The organism is Pseudarthrobacter sp. S9 (genome assembly GCF_050156545.1).
Taxonomy (GTDB): Bacteria; Actinomycetota; Actinomycetes; order Actinomycetales; family Micrococcaceae; genus Arthrobacter.
The window spans coordinates 16,322-33,402 of record NZ_CP189578.1 but is presented as its reverse complement, the minus strand read 5'-3'; the positions used below and the strand labels follow the sequence as shown (position 1 = coordinate 33,402).

Genomic DNA, 17,081 nt, shown 5'->3' with positions numbered 1-17,081 from the left:
TGTAAATGAGCCGGAACGCGCTGTTAATTTTCTATGTCATAATATTGCATGGAACTGAAAGGGGTTCGTATATGACATCCGGAGACCATGCACTCGCAACCTATCTCCACGGGGAGCTGCTTCCCCTGACAGAACCGCTCCACGAAGCCTTTTTTAGGGCCGAGGAAGACGCCACCCGTCACCTCCCGCCTTACAAGAATGTTGGCCATATGTCCTGGCTCAAGTCCGGATATATGCGCCTCGGCGTCAGAGAGCATCTGAGCTCGGAAGGGCTGACTGAGTGGAAAGTCACGGGTAATCCCAACATGACCGGGCAGCTCAGTCTCACCAACCAGGCAGAGGACGTTGTGCTCCGCGTCCTCAAGGACGGCCGACCACCTAAGCGCTCGGTCCCCAATGCGGGACATAACCGCCAACGCCGGGCGTATTGGCGAAATGCTCCCATGCTGGACTTCCCCCAGGATCCCCTTTTTGGGCCGCCGGTCCATACGCTGTTGCTCTTGTGGTCCCCCGGAGAAGACGGCGTCTTCGACCTCCGCGTGGTACGTCCGATTGCGGAGGGGAAGTACGGTGGCCAGGTTGCCACCGACTTCTGCTTGGAGCTGGCCCCCACGCGTACAGCGTTCGAAGAACTGCGATTCGTCGGCGAGGACCACGAAGAAGACTTGTTCATGACGATCCACAAAGATGAGAGGACAAACGATGGAGAAGGAGCAACGGGGTAACCGCCTCATCGCCCTCCGGCATCTACTCGGCCTGAATCAGACCGCCCTTTCAACTCTGACCGGCATCAGCCAGTCGCACATATCCCTAATGGAACGCGGCGAGCGTGCTGTTACCGACGCCGCAGTCGAAACTGTAGCTCAAGCTACAAAGACACCTACAGCCTTTTTCGAGGTGCCGGCAACGACGCCTTTCGAGGAAATCACCTTCCGAAAACTGGCAACCACATCGGCTGCCAGCCGGGACGGCGCCATTGCGCGATTCAACGAAGTCGAACGGCTAGCCCTCCGGCTCGGCGAGCTCGTTCAATTCCCCGTCCCGAAGCTCCCGGTCGCAGAGGGAGATATCTCCGGTGATGACATCGAGCGGCTGGCAGGAGAAACGCGTTCTGCCCTTGGTCTGGAGCCACACGACCCAATCCTGAATTTGACCAGATCCATGGAGCGTCACGGCATCGCCGTTGCACCAATCACCGACGCCGAAGAGGACCTCCTCGGCGGGCATGATGGCGCATCTCGGCCGACACAGGTGCCCCGGCGGCCCGTAATAGCCTACGTGGCCGGTAAAACCGGAGACCGGGAGCGTTTCACCAAAGCCCATGAGCTGGGCCATCTGGTCCTGCACGCGCATCGGCCCTTTGTGCTCGACAAGATCAAGGAACGCGAAGCCCATCGCTTCGCGGGAGCACTACTGATTCCAGCTGAGGAGATGCGACAGTCTGTGTCGGAACATCTCGCGTTGAACGGCTATTTGGTCCTAAAAGCTCAGTGGGGATTGTCGATCGCAGCTCTCATAACTCGTGCACACAACTTGGGACTGATATCTGACAGCCGTCGCAAGTCGCTCATGGTGCAAGTCTCATATAAGGGCTGGCGCAAGGTTGAGCCAGTCGAGGTGGCCCCCGAAGCTCCTCTTCTCCTCCGTCAGATGATCACCAAAAGCTTCGGGCGCAGTCCCTATATGAAGGCTTCCCATGCCCTCGGGGTTCCACCACAATTCCTCAGACAATGGGCCCCAGGGGCCAGGGAGGAAGACGAACCAGCTGAGCAGCCGGCAAACCAAAAAACCTCCAACGTCATCTCACTATTCAATTCAGCTCAACGCAACGACCGAAACGCGGAAGGGCACTGAGGCCAGTCAGGCCCAGTACTCCTATAGCTGACCCTAGGTGACAAGTAGCTTGGCTGGTTTGACCTATACCAGGCTGACACTGCGGAGGGTGTCACGAAGAATCTCATCGACCGGGCACGCCAAGTGAACATGTGTCAGGTAACACCGACTGGGCGCCCTTTGCGTGACCTACTATAAGTTACGGGTTAAGTGACAGGTTGTGAATCGCTACTGGTCCGAATCTAGTTGTCACGTAATCGGCCGTATAAATGATGGAGGATCAAGCCCATGCTGGTTGTGACTGTTAACTTCGTTTGGCGGTTAATTCACAGTTGAGCATGGCGGTTTTTGCTGACGTCGAGGCAGGTATTCCCGTATGGCACGGCAGATGGCTTTGCGGGTGGCGGTCCGGACCCGCCATTTGAGACTGAAAGAAAACCGCCATTTCCAACTAAAAGTTACACGGTGGTTCCGCGAGCTGACCGACAAGGCCCTGCGGCGCGGCGCCTTCCACTCCGTACCGGATCTGATCGCAGCGATCGAGGACTACCTCGCCTCCCACAACAACGAGCCCAAGCCCCTGGTCTGGACCGCGACCGCGGACTCAATCCTCGAAAAAGTAGCCCGCGGCCGTGTCGCACTCGAAGCCGTTAAGCAAAACTGAGACACACCACTAGCGAAAGGAAAACGGAGCACAAAGTACGCCAACGGACCCAGAAAATCAGCCCTACCGTACTCTGAGCTCCGTTTTCTCAAGCGCCCCCAAGTGAATGTCTTGGCGTCCGCGGGTACCCCGGTCAGTGGATGGCATTCTTTAGCCCGACAGGTCGGGTCACTTACGCCTACATGCGTTCCGTGTTTGGATCGGCCGACGGCTTGGCAGTTTCCTGCCTTGGGTATCCTTGGATCGCTTGTTGAGCCGATTACGGACGATCAACTTGAGCGCTGCCCCAGTCGGAGATGACCAGGTCGGCTTTGTACTTGGTCGCCTCCACAATTGCCGCGTTACCTGAATCGACTGCGCTGACCCATGCCGTAGCCCCTTCCAATGTTTTTCCAAATTCGCGGTGGCGTGAGACCAACCGGGACGACCTCAGCAAGGAGGGAGGATCTACATACCAGCATTCGTGAAGCAGCGGGCGGATGCCCTCCCAGCCTGAGGTATCCAGGAGGAGATAATTTCCCTCAACTATCACGATTCGGTCTTCGGGCCCGATCCGGATCTCGGCTGCTATAGACTCCTCAATCGTTCGATCGAACCGCGGAGCGAAGATTTCTTCGTCTGGACGGGCCCTAATGCGTTCGAGCAGGTGTGTGAATCCCTTGGCATCAAAGGTATCGGGAGCTCCCTTTCGTTCGCGGCGACCCAAGGCATGCAGCTGTTCGTTGGAGAGGTGGTACCCGTCCATCGGGAGCCATACGGCACCTGTCCGGATAGCGAGAGCTTCAGCCAGTGTTGACTTCCCTGCTCCGGGCGGACCAACGATGCCGACCACGGTTCGGCCCTGGGATCCGGAGGAGAGCTGCTGGATCCTTTGTGCGAGGGAGTTAATGTCGTGACTCATCAGCGGCTTTCATTCCGTTCTGTCTGGAGGTTGATGACGGCGCGCACTGTGCTCTCAGCAATCGGTAGATCGGGGAGGAGGACGGCTTGCAGGGCGTGGTATATATCTGGCTTTCCGGACCACATTGTGTAGCTCGGGCGGTTGTCATGGTCGAGAAGGTGATGCCAACTGCCGTGCTCCTTGTCGACGAAATGGGATTGTGCGTACGTCGTCCAGGATTGTAGTTGATTCGCATACCGAGCCTCACCGGTAAGGTTGGCCCATGTTGCGGCAGCGGAAATCGCTTCTGCCGTGACCCAATGCGGGCGATCACGAATGACCGGCCGGCCGTCCCACGCAACTGTGTACAGGAAGCCGTCGGCACCGTCTATGGCCCATCCATACTTCACGGCCGTTTCGTAAAGGCCCGAAGCGGCTTCCCTTAGCCTTAACGGGGGCTGTTCAAACGTCGACTCAAGTTCGAGAAGGAGTCGGCTCCACTCAAACAGGTGCCCAATTGTCATTCCGTACGGGTGGAACTCATCCCGAGGATTATCAACATTGAATTCGGGCAGGGGCGTCCAATCCTGGCCATAGTGTTCATTCAGCCACCATTTCGCTGAGCGCGCGCGTACATTCAAAGTCCGCCTGGCCAAGGCATCCATGGGACAACCCGGCACCAAGGTCGGCGATCTCTGCAAAGAATTGGGAATTACCAGGCAGACCCTGTACCGCCACGTATCACCCACGGGTGAACTACGTCCGGACGGGTCCAAAGTACTCTCACACGCCGCCAGGTAAGCCGAACCTCCACCTGGTGTCGATGTCAATCTCATTCAGGACCACCGTGACGGCTTGATCCAGGACGACCTTTGAGTAAAGGAGTGCACCGAATCGGCGACGGAGCGCCGGGAGGAAACGAATCTGAAGCGGCTGATGCCCCCATCATGCGCAGCTGACCCTAGCCTGATCACCTTCTACTTTCACGTTAGGCCTTAATCCCGGCTGCCGCTGCATTCAGGGCTTCCTGAACGTGGTCCAGGAGTTCGTTCCAGCTGGCGACGAACTTGTCCAGGCCCTCGGTTTCCAGCTGGGCGACGACGTCCTTGTAGGACACGCCGAGCTGTTTGAGGTCGTTCAGGACCGTGTTCGCCTCGTCGTAGCTGTCGGTGATTGTGTCGCCGGAGACCACGCCGTGATCGAAGGTGGCGTCCAGGGTCTTCTTCGGCATGGTGTTCACGACGCCGGGGGCGACGAGTTCGGTCACGTACATGGTGTCCGGGTAGGCCGGGTCTTTGACGCCGGTGGATGCCCAGAGCGGACGCTGCGGATGGGCGCCGGCGTGAGCCAGCTCGTACCAGCGCTCGGAGGAGAACTGCTCTTCGTACATCTGGTAGGCGAGGCGGGCATTCGCGAGGCCTGCCTTACCCTTGAGGGCCTTTGCCTCATCCGTTCCCAGAGCATCCAGGCGCTTGTCGATTTCGGTGTCCACGCGGGATACGAAGAAGGACGCGACCGAATGGATCCTGGACAGATTGTGGCCGTTGTCCTTGGCTTTCTCCAGGCCGTTCATGAACGCATTGATGACGGCGCGGTAGCGTTCCAGCGAGAAGATCAGGGTCACGTTGACGCTGATGCCTTCAGCCAGCGTCGCGGAGATGGCCTCGAGTCCCTCCACCGTGGCGGGGATTTTGACGTGGACGTTGTCCCGGTTGACCTTTGCGGCGAGCTTCTTGGCGTTTTCGATGGTGCCCGCGGTGTCTCTGGCAAGGTGCGGGTCAACCTCGATGGAGACCCGGCCATCAACGCCCTGGGTTGCTGCGGCGATGGGCGCGAACAGATCGCAGCCGTTGGTCACATCCTCGGTGGTTATTTCGAATACGGCCGTTGCGGCGTCGGCGCCGCGGCCGGCAAGTGCGGCCAGCTGCTCCTTGTAGGCCTCACCCTTAGTGATGGCCGCTTCGAAGATGCTCGGGTTGGTGGTGACGCCGACGACGTTCTTTTCATCGATGAGCTTTTGCAGGCTGCCGGAGGTCAGCCGTTCCCGGGAGAGGTCGTCCAGCCAGATGGAGACCCCGGCCTGGGAAAGTCGGGAGGTGGGCGTTGAATTTGTCATGATGCTCTGTCCTTACTGTCGTTCCCGCTATGCGGTTGCTGCTGCGAGTGAGTCTTTGGCGGCGCCGACCACAGCGTCCGCGGTGATGCCGAATTCCTGGAACAGGCGTTTGTAGTCCGCGGAGGCGCCGAAGTGCTGCAAGGACACCGAGCGTCCGGCATCCCCGACACATTCCCGCCAGCCCTGGGCGATTCCGGCCTCGACCGAGACCCTGGCCTTGACCGCGGCGGGCAGGACCTGCTCGCGGTAGGCGGCGTTGTTCGTTGAGCGTGTATGGTGTCGCTTCCCGTGCAATGGGCCTCTTATTCAGGCGCCGAAGATGTTGCGGGCCAGGAAGTCATTGCGGAACTTGTGCTTCGGGTCCAGCCGCTCGGCCAGAGACTGGAAGTCCCCGAGCCTGGCGTATAGGGGTTCAAGGGCCGCGGCTTCGGCGTGGAACAGCTTTCCCCAGTGCGGGCGGGCAGCGAAGGGGGCCAGCTTGCCCTGAATCAGCGGTAGCAGCTTCTCCACAGCCTTTTGTTCCTGCTTCCAGGTCAAGTGCAGCCCGATCCCGGCCTGCTGGTAGTTGGGGCTGAGCCACAGGTCATCGGCGGCCATGGTTCGGATTTCAGCCACCTGCAGCAGCGGGGAGATCTGATCGGAGAGGGCGCGCATGCCCTCGATGGCCTCCACAGCATGTTGCCGGGGGACAATGTATTCGCTCTGCAGCTCCTCGCCGCTGCTAGGCGTGAACGCCATCCGGAAGTGCGCCAACCGGTCGGACCAGGGACCCGGAACCCCGAGTTGCTGGGTGCAGCTATCAGCAGAGACGCCGGGCAAGATGTGTCGGGCCTCGGTGGCTGGCGTTCCGCCGAAGAACTCCGACCGGCCTCTCAGAGGAACCTCGCCGTCGGCTATCCGGCTCTTCAACCAGGCCTGCCCGACGGTGTCGCCGCGCCAGTCCGTGAACAGGCTGACGCTGTAGGCGCTGGAGGTCACATCGTCGAAGTTTTCCAAAACCTGGGACCACGGCAGGTTTTCGAACACGTCCTGCCGCACGTCGAATGTTGGTTCAATGTCCAGTGTGACCCTGGTGACGATGCCCAGTGCACCGAGCCCGACCACCATCCCGGCAAAGTCCGGTGTGCTGCTGCGGGAGACTGTGAGAATTTCTCCGCTGGCAGTCACGATCTCCAGGGCGGATACCGCGGTGGCCAGGTTGCCGTTGCGGTCCCCGGAACCATGCGTGGCTGTGGCGATGGCGCCGGCGACGGAGATATGCGGAAGGGACGCCAAGTTGTGCAGGGCAAACCCCTGGCCCTGCAGTTCCGCCGCCAGGGTTCCGTACTTCATCCCGCCGTTCACGGTGACGGAGCTCGCTGCAGCGTCGACGGAGATGGCAGGGTTGAGGTTTTCCAGCGAGATTAGCGCCCCGGCGGAGTCGGCAATGTCGTTGAATGAGTGGCGTGAGCCGAGGGCGCGGATTTTCGCGGCCCCGGCCACCAGTTCCTGAACCTGTTCAACGGTGCCCGGGCGGTGGATAGTCTGAGCCCTGTAACTGTAATTGCCTGCCCAGTTACGTTCTTCACTCACGGTCCGCGTCCTTGCCTAGCTTGAAATGAAGGTATTTGGTGCAGAAATCTGCGCTTGCTTATTCACCGCCGCGAGCCGCTGGCTGCTGACGGCCTCAGGGCTTCAGGGCAGAGCGGGGTCGTCTTCCGCGCGCGGCACGTCAACGGTTTTGAGGCTGGTCTTGCCTTGCCGTTGGAGAAGCGAAGCGCGCACCGTTGTCGGCGGCGGCGCCGGTTGTTGCGTGAGAGTGCTCATGCGGGCAATCCTGTCCCGGGGAGGGTGGTGGCGATGTTATTTGACGGCGCCGAGGGAGAGTCCCTGGACGAGTTTGTCCTGGGCCGCGAATCCCGCGATCAGCACGGGCAGGGAGATGGCGACGGATGCGGCGCAGACTTTGGCGAGGAAGAGTCCCTGGCTGGTGATGAAGCTGGTCAGAAATACCGGTGCCGTGGTGGCGGCGGTGCTGGTCAGGACGTTGGCGAAGAGCAGTTCGTTCCAGCTGAAGATGAAGCAGATCAGCGCGGTGGCGGCGATGCCCGGTCCCGAGATGGGGATGATGACCGTGCGGAAGATGGTTGGCAGGCCGGCCCCGTCGATCGCAGCGGCCTCCAGGATCTCTTTGGGGACTTCGCTGAGGAACGAGCGCATCATCCACACCGCGATGGGCAGGTTCATGGACGTGTAAAGGATGACGAGCAGAAGAATGCTGTCCAGCAGTCCTGTGGCCTGTGCGATGAGGTAGATCGGGAGCAGGCCGGCCACGACGGGAAGCATTTTGGTCGACAGGAAGAAGAACATCACGTCGGACCATTTTTTGACGGGCCGGATCGACAGGGCGTACGCAGCCGGCATTGCCAGGGCCAGCACCAGAACCGTGGATATCACGCTCGCCATGACCGAGTTGAGCATGGGCGCCAACGGTGAGGCGCCGCTGCCGGCACCCAGGAAGTTTTCGTAGCCGGCCAGGGTCAGGGGCGCGAAGAGCGATGGGGGGTTGGTCGCCGCATCTGTTTCGCCGTGGAAGGAGGTCAGAACCATCCAGGCGGCCGGGGCGACGAATAACAGCCCGGTGACCCAGGCCAGCAGGCCCAGCAGGCCGGTCGCGGCGGACCGCCGGCGTTTGCCGGCTCCCGAAGACGCCGGCGTTACCCCGCGGGGTTTGCTCGTGGAAACGGTACTCATTTGTTTTCCTCCTTCAGCAGGCTGGAAACGGTCCTGAGGGCATAAGTTGCCAGCAACAGGGACCCGATGACGATGATGACACCGGCGGCGGAAGCCTCCCCGTAGTCGTGCGCCTGGAAAAACAGCTGGTAAATGGTGTAAGGCAGGTTGGCGGTCCCAAGCCCTCCGGAAGTGATGGTGAAGACCGCATCGAAGTTCTGCACGATATAGATGGACCCCAGCAGCGCGGCCAGTTCCAGGTACCGGCGCATGTGCGGAAGCGTCATGAATTTGAAAATCTGCCAGGTACTGGCACCGTCGATGCGTGCGGCTTCGATGATATCCAGGGGCCGGCTCTGCAGACCCGCCAGAAGAATGAGCATCATGAACGGTGTCCACTGCCAGATCAGGTCTATCTCGACGGCGACCAGCGGTTGCATGGTAATCCAGTCCGGCTGCGGCGCCTGACCCCCGAAGACCCCCCAGATCCCGTTGAGGATCCCGTTGAGCAACCCGAATTCCGGGTTGAACAGGGCATGTTTCCATACCAGCGCGGCCGCGACGGGGACAATCAGGAACGGTGTGATCATGATGGTCCGCACGAACCCCCGCCCCCAGAAACTGCGGTCCAGAAGCAGCGCAATGCACAGCCCGAGAACGAGACTGACCAGAACCACGGCGACCGTGAGGATAATCGTGGTCAGCACGGCATTGCGAAGTGATTCGTTCGTGAACACGTTGACGTAATTGTCCAGCCCGCCGAATCGGACGTCGTCGGGGAAGAGGGCATTCCAGTTAATGAAGGAAATGATGATCGTGATCACGAAGGGAAGTTGTGTTACCACGATCAGGAAGAGCAGGGCAGGAAGCAGGGGGATCCGGTGGGCCCAGGCGCTTGCCTTCTCCCGGGCGGACGGTTTTTGTTTCGGCGCCTGGCTTTGAAGCGGGCGGCGGCGGGCAAAGCCCGTGGCTGCGGTCATGACTGGTCTCCTTAGTTCCGGTTCGGGTGCCATGATGCACCTGTGCCGAAGGGTTTGCGGTAGATGGCCGGGGCCGCGGAGCGTGCTCCGCGGCCCCGGTCCGGTTACTTCTTGTACTTGTCCGCTACCTTTTGGGCCAGTTGCTGCCCTTTGTCCAGGGCCTGCTGGACCGTCTGCTTACCGGCAATGGCGCTGGTAACCTCCTGGGAGACCTGGGTTGCCATGTCCGCGAATTCGGCGATGGCCACGAACTGGATGCCCGGAGCGGGTCGGGGCTGGACCCCGGGGTTGGTCGGATCCACGCTCTTGATCGCGTCTTCGGTCTGCTTGTAGAACGGCTCCGCGCTCTTTTGGTAATCGGCGTTCTGGTAGGTGGAGGCCCGCTTGCCCGCCGGTACCCGGGACCAGCCCAGCTGCTGGCCAACGAGCTCCTCGTATTGTTTGCCCGAGGCCCACTCGATGAATTTGCCGGCCTCGTCCTGGTGTTTGCCGGCCCTTTCGATGGCCCACGCCCAGGTATACAGCCAACCGGAGCTCTTGGTCTGGTCCACCGGTGCTGCCACGTAGCCGATCTTGCCTGCCACCGGCGAGTCCTTGGCCTCCAGGGACCCGGCCGCCGACGTGGCGTCGTACCACATGGCCGCCTTGCCCTGGGAAAGGTTGTTCAGGCATTCCGTGAACCCTGCCTGCGGGGCCCCGGCCTCGCCGTGGGCGTTCACCAGGTCAACGTAGAACTGGGTGGCCTTGACGAATTCGGGAGCATTGACCTTCGCGTTCCAGTCCTTATCGAACCAGGTGCCGCCGAAGGTGTTGACCACCGTGGTCAACGGGGCGAACACCTGCCCCCACCCGGGCTGGCCGCGCAGGCAGATCCCCTTCATGCCCGGCTGGGCGCCATCCGCCTGGGCCGCGAGATCGGCAACCTGCTGCCAGGTCGGCTGCGCGGGCATCGTCAGGCCCTTCTGGGCAAACACGTCCTTGCGGTACATCAGGAAGGAAGACTCCCCATAGAACGGTTCGGCATACAGTTTGCCGTCAGCCGCTGTCAGGGCCTTGGTCATCGCGGGAAGAATGTCGGACTGGTTGAAATCAGCGGACTTCGCCACCGTGTTATCCAGGGCAGACAGCCAGCCGTTCTTCGCGAACGTGGGGACCTCGTAGTTACTGATCGTGGCCACATCGTACTGGCCGGCCTGGCTGGAAAATTCCTGGCTGATCTTGGCCCGGACGTCGTTCTCGGGCAGGACCGTGTAATTGACCTTGATCCCGGTCTGTTTGGTGAAATTATCCGCCGTCAGCTTCTGCAGATCGACCATCTGCGGATTATTCACCATCAGCACGTTGACTTCCTTCGCGGACGCGCCCGATCCTCCGGCCCCGCCGCACGCACTCAATACCAGCACACCTGCGAGTCCCGCCGCAGCGGCCATCGTCAGACGATTCACGCCTCTTCGCGTCAACACCATTTCCTCCATGGATGATACATATCTGGTTTCCCGTGAGGGTGACCCCGGAGAGATCCGGTTCCCTGCACCAAGGTGCACATATGAGCGACATCTTCATGCTCATGTGTTAAGTGACTCTAGTCATATATACTCAATTGAGCAAGTAGTAATTCTCATTCGTTATACACCGAGAGGTTCAGACATGGCAGTTCCCCACCGAGATGAGCTGCTGGCGGCCATCGGGCGGGCCCATTACCTCGAGGGAAAGTCCAAGGTTGAAATAGCGGAAGAACACGGGCTCTCCCGTTTCCAGGTAGCACGTATGCTCGATGAGGCCCGGGAATCCGGGATCGTCAGAATAGAAATCATGGCTCCGGAGTCCCGGAACGGCGTCAGCGCTGAAGCACTGCAGGACCTGCTGGGCCTACGCCGCGTTGTCATCACCCGCAGCGATCACGACCCGCTCATCGGGCGGGAGGTGCAGGCCCAGGCCGCCGCTGATGTGCTCAGCAGCATCGTGCGCGAGGGTGCGACGGTCGGCATTTCCTGGTCCCGGACCCTTGACGCGATGGCCACACTTGTCGACCGGCTGCCCCGATGCGACATCGTCCAGCTCGCCGGCGCCCTGCCCGTCGCCGGAAGCGGCAACTCGTTTGAACTGATCCATAAACTGGGCAGGCTGTCCGGCGGGCGGACCTGGCCCGTGTGGGCGCCGCTCGTCGTCGAAGACGCCGCCACGGCCGCGGGATTAAGACGCACCCCGGAGATCGCGGGTGCCCTGGCGAAGGCCGACACCCTGGATATCGCCCTGGTGGCCCTCGGCAGATGGAATTCGAACTCCTCGACGGTCTGGAACCGCGTCGGCAACCTGGACCGGGCTGCCGCCGCCGAAGCAGGAGCCATCGCCGAATGCTCCGGCCGCCTCTTTGACGGCGACGGCAACGCAGTGAAAACGGATCTGGACAGCCGGGTCATTGCGGTGACGCTGGAGCAGCTCAAAAGAACTCCGGAGGTCATCGCGGTGGCCCGAACCGCCCAGCTCGCCCCTGCTGTCCGCGCCGCGGCCAGGGCCGGGTTCGTCACCACGATGATCATCGATGATGCCCTGGCAGCCGAACTTGTCAAAGAACCGACCGGAAAGTACAGGAAATGACGAAAACCATCGGCATTGATTCCTCGACCCAGTCCTGCAAGGTCCTGGTCGTCGAGGCCGAGACCGGGGACATCGTCTCCGCCTCGGCCGCCGGGCACCCGGATGGCACCGCCGTCGACCCGCACCTCTGGGTCGATGCGCTGCGGACTGCCTGGGCCGGTGCCCGTGCAGCGGAGTTTCAGGATGTGCGCGCCGTCGGCGTGGGGGGCCAGCAACACGGGATGGTCGCGCTGAACAGTGCCGACGAGCCCGTTTACGATGCCCTCTTATGGAACGATGTGCGCAGCGCCCCGGAAGCCCGGGAGATGCGGGAGGATCTGGGCGGGGCCGCCTGGGTCGACGCAGTCAATGTCGTGCCCGTCGCGTCCTTCACGCTGACCAAACTGGCCTGGCTCGCCCGGCACGAACGGGCCGCCGCAGAACAGGTCCACCGTGTCGTGCTGCCGCACGACTGGCTGAACCATGCACTGAGCGGACAATTCAGCACCGACCGCAGCGACGCGTCCGGGACCGCTTACTTCTCCGCCGTCACGAACGAGTACCGGACCGACCTTGTGGAACGATACTTCGGCCGCGTCCCCGAACTGCCTCCGGTGCTCGGGCCCCACGAACAGGCCGGTCGCATCCTGCCGGGCTGGGGCCTGCCGGACGCTCTGCTGGCACCCGGCGCCGGCGACAACGCCGCCGCGGCCCTGGGACTGGGAATCAGGCCGGGGGAAGTCGTTGTGTCCATCGGCACATCCGGCACCGTTTTTGCCTCCAGCGCGCAGCCGACGCGCGATCCCAGCGGCGCCGTCGCGGGTTTCGCCGACGCCGCGGGCGGACACCTGCCGCTCCTGGCCACATTGAACGCCGCCAGGGTCCTGGCGGCCACGGCCGGCATGCTGCAGGTGGATTTACCGGGCCTGGACAATCTGGCCTCGGCCGGAGACGCCGGCGCAGCCGGGCTGACCCTGCTGCCCTACCTCGACGGCGAACGCACGCCCAACCTGCCGGAGGCACGCGGCACACTCACCGGCCTGACCCGGGGCAACATGAATCCGGAGAATATTGCCCGGGCCTCGGTCCTGGGGGTCCTGAATTCACTGGCGGACGGCCTCGAAGCCCTCCGTGCACTCGGCGTTGATATCCGGACTGTGGTGCTGGTCGGCGGAGGCGCCAAGTCCCGTTCCCTCCGGAAGGCCGCAGCGTCCGTCTTCGGGGTGCCGGTCGAAGTCCCCGCAACCGGTGAGTACGTCGCGCTCGGCGCGGCCCGCCAGGCGGCCTGGACGCTCCTGGGCGAAAACCCGGACTGGAAACGCAGCATCGACGCCTGCTACGAACCCGAGGAAGGATGGGGCGCAGAGGTCCGCGGTCGCCACATCGACGCCCGGAAATCCATCTACGGCGTCTAGCCTCCAGCCTGGCCGGGGAGCCCGACGGGACAATCCCACGACCGGATGAAGGCCAACACAGGCAGGGACACCGTTCATGGTGAACGGTGTCCCTGCCTGTGTTGAGCCTCCCGGGCTCCGGCGCATAAGCTCAGATAAGGGCTTCAACCGTGGCCGTGGCGCCCCGCTCGTGGAGCGAGTCAAGGGCGCTGACGTACGCCTCGACGAACCTTGGCTCGTCAATGAGGTCTCCGAACAATTCCCGGTCCGCGATGAACGCGAGTTTGTCCTCGGGATGCCGGGCCGCCGCGGCACGGAGCGGTTCGCTGAGCCGGTCCACAATGGTGATCGGCTCTCCCGCTTCGTCCCGGCCCTCCGCGTAGCGCGCCCAGCTGGCCACAATGGCAGCCGACCGCGCAATTTCCCCGCCGCTAAGCAGGTTTTCCCTGACAACGGGCAGCAACCACTTCGGGATCCGGTCCGAGCTCTCCGCGCAGAGCCGGGCCAGGGTGTCGCGCACATATTCGTTGGCGAAGCGCTCAATCAACTGATGCTTGTAACTGTCCAGGTCGATACCGGGCACCGGGGACAGCGTCGGCGTCGCCTCCTTGTCCATATAGGCGAGCAAGAAGCGTGTGTAGCGTTCGTCCTGACACACCTCATGGGCGTACCGGTACCCGGCCAGGTACCCGAAATAGCACTGGCCCTGGTGGCTGGCATTCAGCAGGCGCAGCTTCATCAGCTCGTAGGGTTCCACGTCCTCGACAAGCTGAACACCGGCACTCTCGTAGGGCGGGCGCCCCAGCACAAAGTGATCCTCAAGCACCCACTGTTCGAACGGCTCGCAGACCACCGGCCACGCGTCGACGACACCGAACTGTTCCGCGATGGATTCACGGTCCTCATCGGTGGTGACGGGCGTGATCCGGTCCACCATGCAATTCGGGAAGGCAACGCGGGACGCCACCCACTGTCCCAGCTCCGGGTCACGAAGAGCAGCAAACGAAGTGAACATCTTCCGTGCAACATCGCCGTTGCCCTGGATGTTGTCACACGACATGATCGTAAAGGGCTGCAGTCCGCGTTCCCGGCGCCGGGCCAGCGCCTCGGTAATAAGGCCGAAAGTTGTCACGGGTTCCCGGGGATGGGCCAGATCGTGCACAACGTCCGGATTTTCCGCATCAAACTCCCCCGTGACGTGGTGGAAGTTGTAACCGCCCTCCGTGACAGTCAACGAAACGATCCGGATCTGTTCCGAGGCCATCCGTTCGATGACGGCATCGGGGTCATCGGGCGCAAACAGATAATCGACGATGGAACCGATGACGCGGCCCTGGCGGCTGCCGTCGGGATTTTTGATCACCAGCGTGTAAAGGCAGTCCTGGTCTTTCATGACCTGCTTCATCCGTGCGTCGGAGGGCAGCACACCGACGCCGCAAATCGCCCAGTCCTGCGCCAGGCCTTCATTCATCAGACGGTCCAGATACATCGCCTGATGGGCGCGGTGGAACCCGCCGACACCGAAATGGACGATTCCGGCGCTCAGGGCCGAGCGGTCATAGCCTGGAACCTGCAGCGGGGCCTCGAAGGAATGCAATGTTTCGTCATTGAGCGGTTGCATGAATTCATCCTCAGGTCTAAGGGATTTTTACCGAGAATATCATGTGAGCGGGATATTTGGGCTCAACTGAGCGACCCGATTCTGATTCCGGCCTACCGCCCGCTCCCCGGCCCACCGCGTTTTGAAGGCTGGACCGTCCGCTTCAGAGGACAGCCCAGCGGCCCCGGTTCACCGGGTGGGTCGGACCCGCGGCCACTTCGAAGATCGTCTCCAGCCCTTCCTCGCGCCGCTCGCCCACCTCGACGAATCCGTCCTGCAGCACCGGCAGACGGGAAACCATGTTGTCAGGACTTATAGTCGCTCGAACCGCGCACTGATGGTTCACGCACTGGACGCTCATCGTCGGGTCTCCTAAGTCTTTTTCTGCTAGCGGTTCCGTCCTGACCACTGCTGAAGAAAACGGTCTGTGCACACGACTTCTGACATTCGTGCAGCCGCCTTCGGAAAATGACAGATTTTTAGTCCGGAGAATTTTGGTTGCGCTTGCGCCTGTGGGGGACCGGCATACGGGCACGCTTCTTGGGGCAGGCCGCCGGCGGTTCGTTACCCGGCCGGCTCTCGGATGGGTCGGTGTGACACTGGCTTCAGGCTTCAAACGATATAAGCAACCAATGGTTGCGTAGGGAGGAATCCTGAGATATGTTGATCTGCAACCAAACGTTGCAGAAAGCGGGAAGCTCATGGAATTCGGAAGCATCGAGCGAGAGATCTACGTCGACGCGTCGCCTGAGATCGTCTTCGAGGTAATCAGCAGTCCAGAGCACATCAGGGAGTGGTGGAACGGTGCGGAGACCGATTTATCGGCGACCCCGGGCGCAGTCGCCGAGATCGCGTGGGGGAGGGATACAGCGGAGCCGCATATCCAGCCGCTCACGGTTGTCGACGCAGAACCGCCTCGCTTGTTCTCGTTCCAGTGGGTCTACGAGGGCGCAGCCGTGGCGACCCCTACGAACTCGTTGCTGGTGACCTTCGAGCTCGTGCCGTCCGGCACGGGCACGGTGGTCCGACTGAAAGAGACCGGCTTCCGAGAGAAGGGATGGGAGATCGCGGTTCTCGAAGCGGCATACGCCGACCACGTGAGGGGCTGGGACATCTTCGTGCCCAGCCTCGGCAACTACATCAACAGGTTGGTGTCGACGCCATGAGCGTCGCCGTCGACGACGACCTGTGGTCCGCGATCGGGGACCCCACCCGACGCCGGATGCTCGACCTCTTGCTCGCCGAGGGCGCCGGCACGGCCACTACTCTCAGTGAGCGATTGCCGGTGACGCGTCAGGCCGTCTCGAAGCACTTGGTGGTCCTGGATCGCGTCGGCCTGGTTCATGTCACGCCTTCCGGGCGCGAGAAGCGCTACCAGGTTGACGAGGCCCAGCTCGCCCGCGCGGCCGCCCAACTAGCGGACGTCGGGGCGACCTGGGACGCCCGCCTGCGGCGCATCAAGCGGATCGCCGAAGCGATTCAGCGCGGCCAGGAAAAGTAAACCATTCCAAAAACAAGCAATATAGGAGACGAGGAATCGACATGGTGGACATACTCCATAGAGTCGGGATGAAGTCGGCGTCAGTGGATGACGTGTACGCGGCCCTGACCACGCTCGAAGGCCTGTCGGGCTGGTGGGCGACCGACACAAAGGGCCGGGCCGAGGTCGGAGGGGCCCTGGAGTTCCGGTTCGAGCCTGGCGGCTTCGACATGAAGGTGCTCGAGTTGAATCCCGCCGAGAGCGTGCTCTGGGAAGTCACCGACGGGCCCGCCGAATGGATCGGTACGACGGTGCGGTGGGACCTCAAACAGGAAGGCGACTACGCGATCGTCCTGTTCGCCCACAGGGGTTGGAGGGAGCCCGTCGAGTTCATGTACCACTGCAGCACAAAGTGGGCGACGTTCCTGGTGAGCCTAAAGCAACTCGTCGAGACGGGCACCGGCGCACCCGAGCCGTACGACCTCAAGATCTCCGACTGGCACTGAGGGCGCCGTCCAGGCGAACCCGGCATCGGAGGGAGGAACCGGTGCGACCGATAGGAGCCGGTGGGTGCTGGCGCGCCGCCGCGGTGAATATGACAGTTTGCCCCGTTCCGGCAAGGCCGGCCTGACTGGATGATGGCTCCCGGCAGCCCCGGGGTACAACGAAAGCCCGCCTATGGGGGACAGGCGGGCCTTCGCAACTAAACGCTACAACGCTCTTGTATAGCTATCGAGTGGATGAGAGTGGTAGGCCTCCCGGGCTGCGCCGAGTCCCCAAACCATGTGTAGCGCCCCTCGGGAGGGGCTGAAAAACGGGTTGAGTGTTCGCGGAGGAACGAGGGG

General features: G+C 62.0%; 17 protein-coding genes and 3 pseudogenes. 9 read left to right on the top strand and 11 right to left on the bottom strand.

Going from position 1 to position 17,081, the window contains the following annotated elements; translation table 11 throughout:
* The first annotated feature begins 5 nt into the window (after window positions 1–5).
* The 3 genes and pseudogenes from ACQCSY_RS24335 to ACQCSY_RS24325 form a co-directional block, all read left to right on the top strand.
* Window positions 6–725 carry a hypothetical protein gene (locus ACQCSY_RS24335; protein ID WP_427136687.1) on the top strand — a complete coding sequence of 240 codons (720 nt, stop codon included), beginning with the start codon at window positions 6–8 and terminating at the stop codon, window positions 723–725.
* Window positions 703–1,854 (top strand): helix-turn-helix domain-containing protein, encoded by a 1,152-nt coding sequence (locus ACQCSY_RS24330; protein ID WP_427136686.1) that lies wholly within the window; start codon window positions 703–705, stop codon window positions 1,852–1,854. The genes ACQCSY_RS24335 and ACQCSY_RS24330 overlap by 23 nt, the downstream gene beginning before the upstream one ends.
* Window positions 1,855–2,290: 436 nt before the next feature.
* Window positions 2,291–2,497: pseudogene (locus ACQCSY_RS24325) on the top strand (IS630 family transposase); the annotation flags it as partial.
* A 259-nt stretch (window positions 2,498–2,756) separates the two neighbouring features.
* Here the strand turns inward: ACQCSY_RS24325 and ACQCSY_RS24320 are convergent.
* Together ACQCSY_RS24320 and ACQCSY_RS24315 are read right to left on the bottom strand one after the other, a co-directional pair.
* Window positions 2,757–3,398, bottom strand: coding sequence for a nucleoside/nucleotide kinase family protein (locus ACQCSY_RS24320; protein WP_427136685.1), 642 nt, complete (start codon window positions 3,396–3,398; stop codon window positions 2,757–2,759).
* Entirely contained in the window at window positions 3,398–4,042 is a 645-nt protein-coding gene (locus ACQCSY_RS24315) for an AGE family epimerase/isomerase (RefSeq protein WP_427136684.1), read from the bottom strand. Before ACQCSY_RS24315 ends, ACQCSY_RS24320 begins: the two co-directional genes overlap by 1 nt.
* On the opposite strand from ACQCSY_RS24315, the pseudogene ACQCSY_RS24310 reads away from it, so the two are divergent.
* Window positions 4,017–4,178: pseudogene (locus ACQCSY_RS24310) on the top strand (helix-turn-helix domain-containing protein); the annotation flags it as partial. The gene ACQCSY_RS24315 and the pseudogene ACQCSY_RS24310 sit on opposite strands and share 26 nt — an antisense overlap.
* A 187-nt stretch (window positions 4,179–4,365) precedes the next feature.
* Here ACQCSY_RS24310 and tal read toward each other — a convergent pair.
* From tal to ACQCSY_RS24275, 7 genes and pseudogenes are all read right to left on the bottom strand, one after another.
* Window positions 4,366–5,493 carry a transaldolase gene (gene tal / locus ACQCSY_RS24305; protein WP_427136683.1) on the bottom strand — a complete coding sequence of 376 codons (1,128 nt, stop codon included), beginning with the start codon at window positions 5,491–5,493 and terminating at the stop codon, window positions 4,366–4,368.
* Between the two features lie 27 nt (window positions 5,494–5,520).
* Window positions 5,521–5,751: pseudogene (locus tag ACQCSY_RS24300) on the bottom strand (transketolase-like TK C-terminal-containing protein); the annotation flags it as partial.
* 48 nt (window positions 5,752–5,799) lie between these two features.
* The gene (locus ACQCSY_RS24295) at window positions 5,800–7,065 is read right to left on the bottom strand and encodes an FAD-binding protein (protein ID WP_427136322.1); all 1,266 of its coding nucleotides are present in this window, start codon (window positions 7,063–7,065) and stop codon (window positions 5,800–5,802) included.
* A gap of 102 nt (window positions 7,066–7,167) precedes the next feature.
* A complete protein-coding gene (locus ACQCSY_RS24290) occupies window positions 7,168–7,299 on the bottom strand; it encodes a hypothetical protein (protein WP_427019287.1) in 132 nt (43 codons plus the stop codon).
* Between the two features lie 36 nt (window positions 7,300–7,335).
* The gene (locus ACQCSY_RS24285) at window positions 7,336–8,226 is read right to left on the bottom strand and encodes a carbohydrate ABC transporter permease (protein WP_427019286.1); all 891 of its coding nucleotides are present in this window, start codon (window positions 8,224–8,226) and stop codon (window positions 7,336–7,338) included.
* A complete protein-coding gene (locus ACQCSY_RS24280) occupies window positions 8,223–9,185 on the bottom strand; it encodes a carbohydrate ABC transporter permease (RefSeq protein WP_427019285.1) in 963 nt (320 codons plus the stop codon). The genes ACQCSY_RS24285 and ACQCSY_RS24280 overlap by 4 nt, the downstream gene beginning before the upstream one ends.
* Before the next feature lie 104 nt (window positions 9,186–9,289).
* Window positions 9,290–10,615 carry an ABC transporter substrate-binding protein gene (locus ACQCSY_RS24275; RefSeq protein WP_427136693.1) on the bottom strand — a complete coding sequence of 442 codons (1,326 nt, stop codon included), beginning with the start codon at window positions 10,613–10,615 and terminating at the stop codon, window positions 9,290–9,292.
* Between the two features lie 217 nt (window positions 10,616–10,832).
* Between ACQCSY_RS24275 and ACQCSY_RS24270 the strand changes: the two genes are divergently transcribed.
* Window positions 10,833–11,783 carry a sugar-binding transcriptional regulator gene (locus tag ACQCSY_RS24270; RefSeq protein ID WP_427019284.1) on the top strand — a complete coding sequence of 317 codons (951 nt, stop codon included), beginning with the start codon at window positions 10,833–10,835 and terminating at the stop codon, window positions 11,781–11,783.
* Window positions 11,780–13,177 (top strand): xylulokinase, encoded by a 1,398-nt coding sequence (gene xylB, locus ACQCSY_RS24265; protein ID WP_427136682.1) that lies wholly within the window; start codon window positions 11,780–11,782, stop codon window positions 13,175–13,177. Before ACQCSY_RS24270 ends, xylB begins: the two co-directional genes overlap by 4 nt.
* 130 nt (window positions 13,178–13,307) lie before the next feature.
* On the opposite strand, the gene ACQCSY_RS24260 is transcribed toward xylB, so the two are convergent.
* Together ACQCSY_RS24260 and ACQCSY_RS24255 are read right to left on the bottom strand one after the other, a co-directional pair.
* Window positions 13,308–14,777 carry a mannitol dehydrogenase family protein gene (locus tag ACQCSY_RS24260; protein WP_427136681.1) on the bottom strand — a complete coding sequence of 490 codons (1,470 nt, stop codon included), beginning with the start codon at window positions 14,775–14,777 and terminating at the stop codon, window positions 13,308–13,310.
* Between the two features lie 142 nt (window positions 14,778–14,919).
* Window positions 14,920–15,057 carry a hypothetical protein gene (locus ACQCSY_RS24255; protein WP_427136680.1) on the bottom strand — a complete coding sequence of 46 codons (138 nt, stop codon included), beginning with the start codon at window positions 15,055–15,057 and terminating at the stop codon, window positions 14,920–14,922.
* A gap of 400 nt (window positions 15,058–15,457) precedes the next feature.
* On the opposite strand from ACQCSY_RS24255, the gene ACQCSY_RS24250 reads away from it, so the two are divergent.
* Genes ACQCSY_RS24250 through ACQCSY_RS24240 form a run of 3 tightly spaced genes read left to right on the top strand, consistent with a single transcriptional unit; the run spans window position 15,458 to window position 16,742 of the window.
* Entirely contained in the window at window positions 15,458–15,922 is a 465-nt protein-coding gene (locus ACQCSY_RS24250) for an SRPBCC domain-containing protein (RefSeq protein WP_427136679.1), read from the top strand.
* Entirely contained in the window at window positions 15,919–16,257 is a 339-nt protein-coding gene (locus ACQCSY_RS24245) for an ArsR/SmtB family transcription factor (protein WP_427136678.1), read from the top strand. Before ACQCSY_RS24250 ends, ACQCSY_RS24245 begins: the two co-directional genes overlap by 4 nt.
* 41 nt (window positions 16,258–16,298) lie before the next feature.
* Entirely contained in the window at window positions 16,299–16,742 is a 444-nt protein-coding gene (locus ACQCSY_RS24240; RefSeq protein WP_427136677.1) for an SRPBCC family protein, read from the top strand.
* Window positions 16,743–17,081 lie beyond the last annotated feature (339 nt).

Excerpts from the sequence above, each read along its gene's own strand:
- ACQCSY_RS24335 (WP_427136687.1), top strand. The coding sequence starts at position 6 with ATGAGCCGGAACGCGCTGTTAATTTTCTATGTCATAATATTGCATGGA.
- ACQCSY_RS24330 (WP_427136686.1), top strand. The coding sequence starts at position 703 with ATGGAGAAGGAGCAACGGGGTAACCGCCTCATCGCCCTCCGGCATCTA.
- ACQCSY_RS24320 (WP_427136685.1), bottom strand. The coding sequence starts at position 3,398 with ATGAGTCACGACATTAACTCCCTCGCACAAAGGATCCAGCAGCTCTCC.
- ACQCSY_RS24315 (WP_427136684.1), bottom strand. The coding sequence starts at position 4,042 with ATGGATGCCTTGGCCAGGCGGACTTTGAATGTACGCGCGCGCTCAGCG.
- tal (WP_427136683.1), bottom strand. The coding sequence starts at position 5,493 with ATGACAAATTCAACGCCCACCTCCCGACTTTCCCAGGCCGGGGTCTCC.
- ACQCSY_RS24290 (WP_427019287.1), bottom strand. The coding sequence starts at position 7,299 with ATGAGCACTCTCACGCAACAACCGGCGCCGCCGCCGACAACGGTGCGC.
- ACQCSY_RS24285 (WP_427019286.1), bottom strand. The coding sequence starts at position 8,226 with ATGAGTACCGTTTCCACGAGCAAACCCCGCGGGGTAACGCCGGCGTCT.
- ACQCSY_RS24280 (WP_427019285.1), bottom strand. The coding sequence starts at position 9,185 with ATGACCGCAGCCACGGGCTTTGCCCGCCGCCGCCCGCTTCAAAGCCAG.
- ACQCSY_RS24275 (WP_427136693.1), bottom strand. The coding sequence starts at position 10,615 with ATGGCCGCTGCGGCGGGACTCGCAGGTGTGCTGGTATTGAGTGCGTGC.
- ACQCSY_RS24270 (WP_427019284.1), top strand. The coding sequence starts at position 10,833 with ATGGCAGTTCCCCACCGAGATGAGCTGCTGGCGGCCATCGGGCGGGCC.
- xylB (WP_427136682.1), top strand. The coding sequence starts at position 11,780 with ATGACGAAAACCATCGGCATTGATTCCTCGACCCAGTCCTGCAAGGTC.
- ACQCSY_RS24260 (WP_427136681.1), bottom strand. The coding sequence starts at position 14,777 with ATGCAACCGCTCAATGACGAAACATTGCATTCCTTCGAGGCCCCGCTG.
- ACQCSY_RS24255 (WP_427136680.1), bottom strand. The coding sequence starts at position 15,057 with ATGGTTTCCCGTCTGCCGGTGCTGCAGGACGGATTCGTCGAGGTGGGC.
- ACQCSY_RS24250 (WP_427136679.1), top strand. The coding sequence starts at position 15,458 with ATGGAATTCGGAAGCATCGAGCGAGAGATCTACGTCGACGCGTCGCCT.
- ACQCSY_RS24245 (WP_427136678.1), top strand. The coding sequence starts at position 15,919 with ATGAGCGTCGCCGTCGACGACGACCTGTGGTCCGCGATCGGGGACCCC.
- ACQCSY_RS24240 (WP_427136677.1), top strand. The coding sequence starts at position 16,299 with ATGGTGGACATACTCCATAGAGTCGGGATGAAGTCGGCGTCAGTGGAT.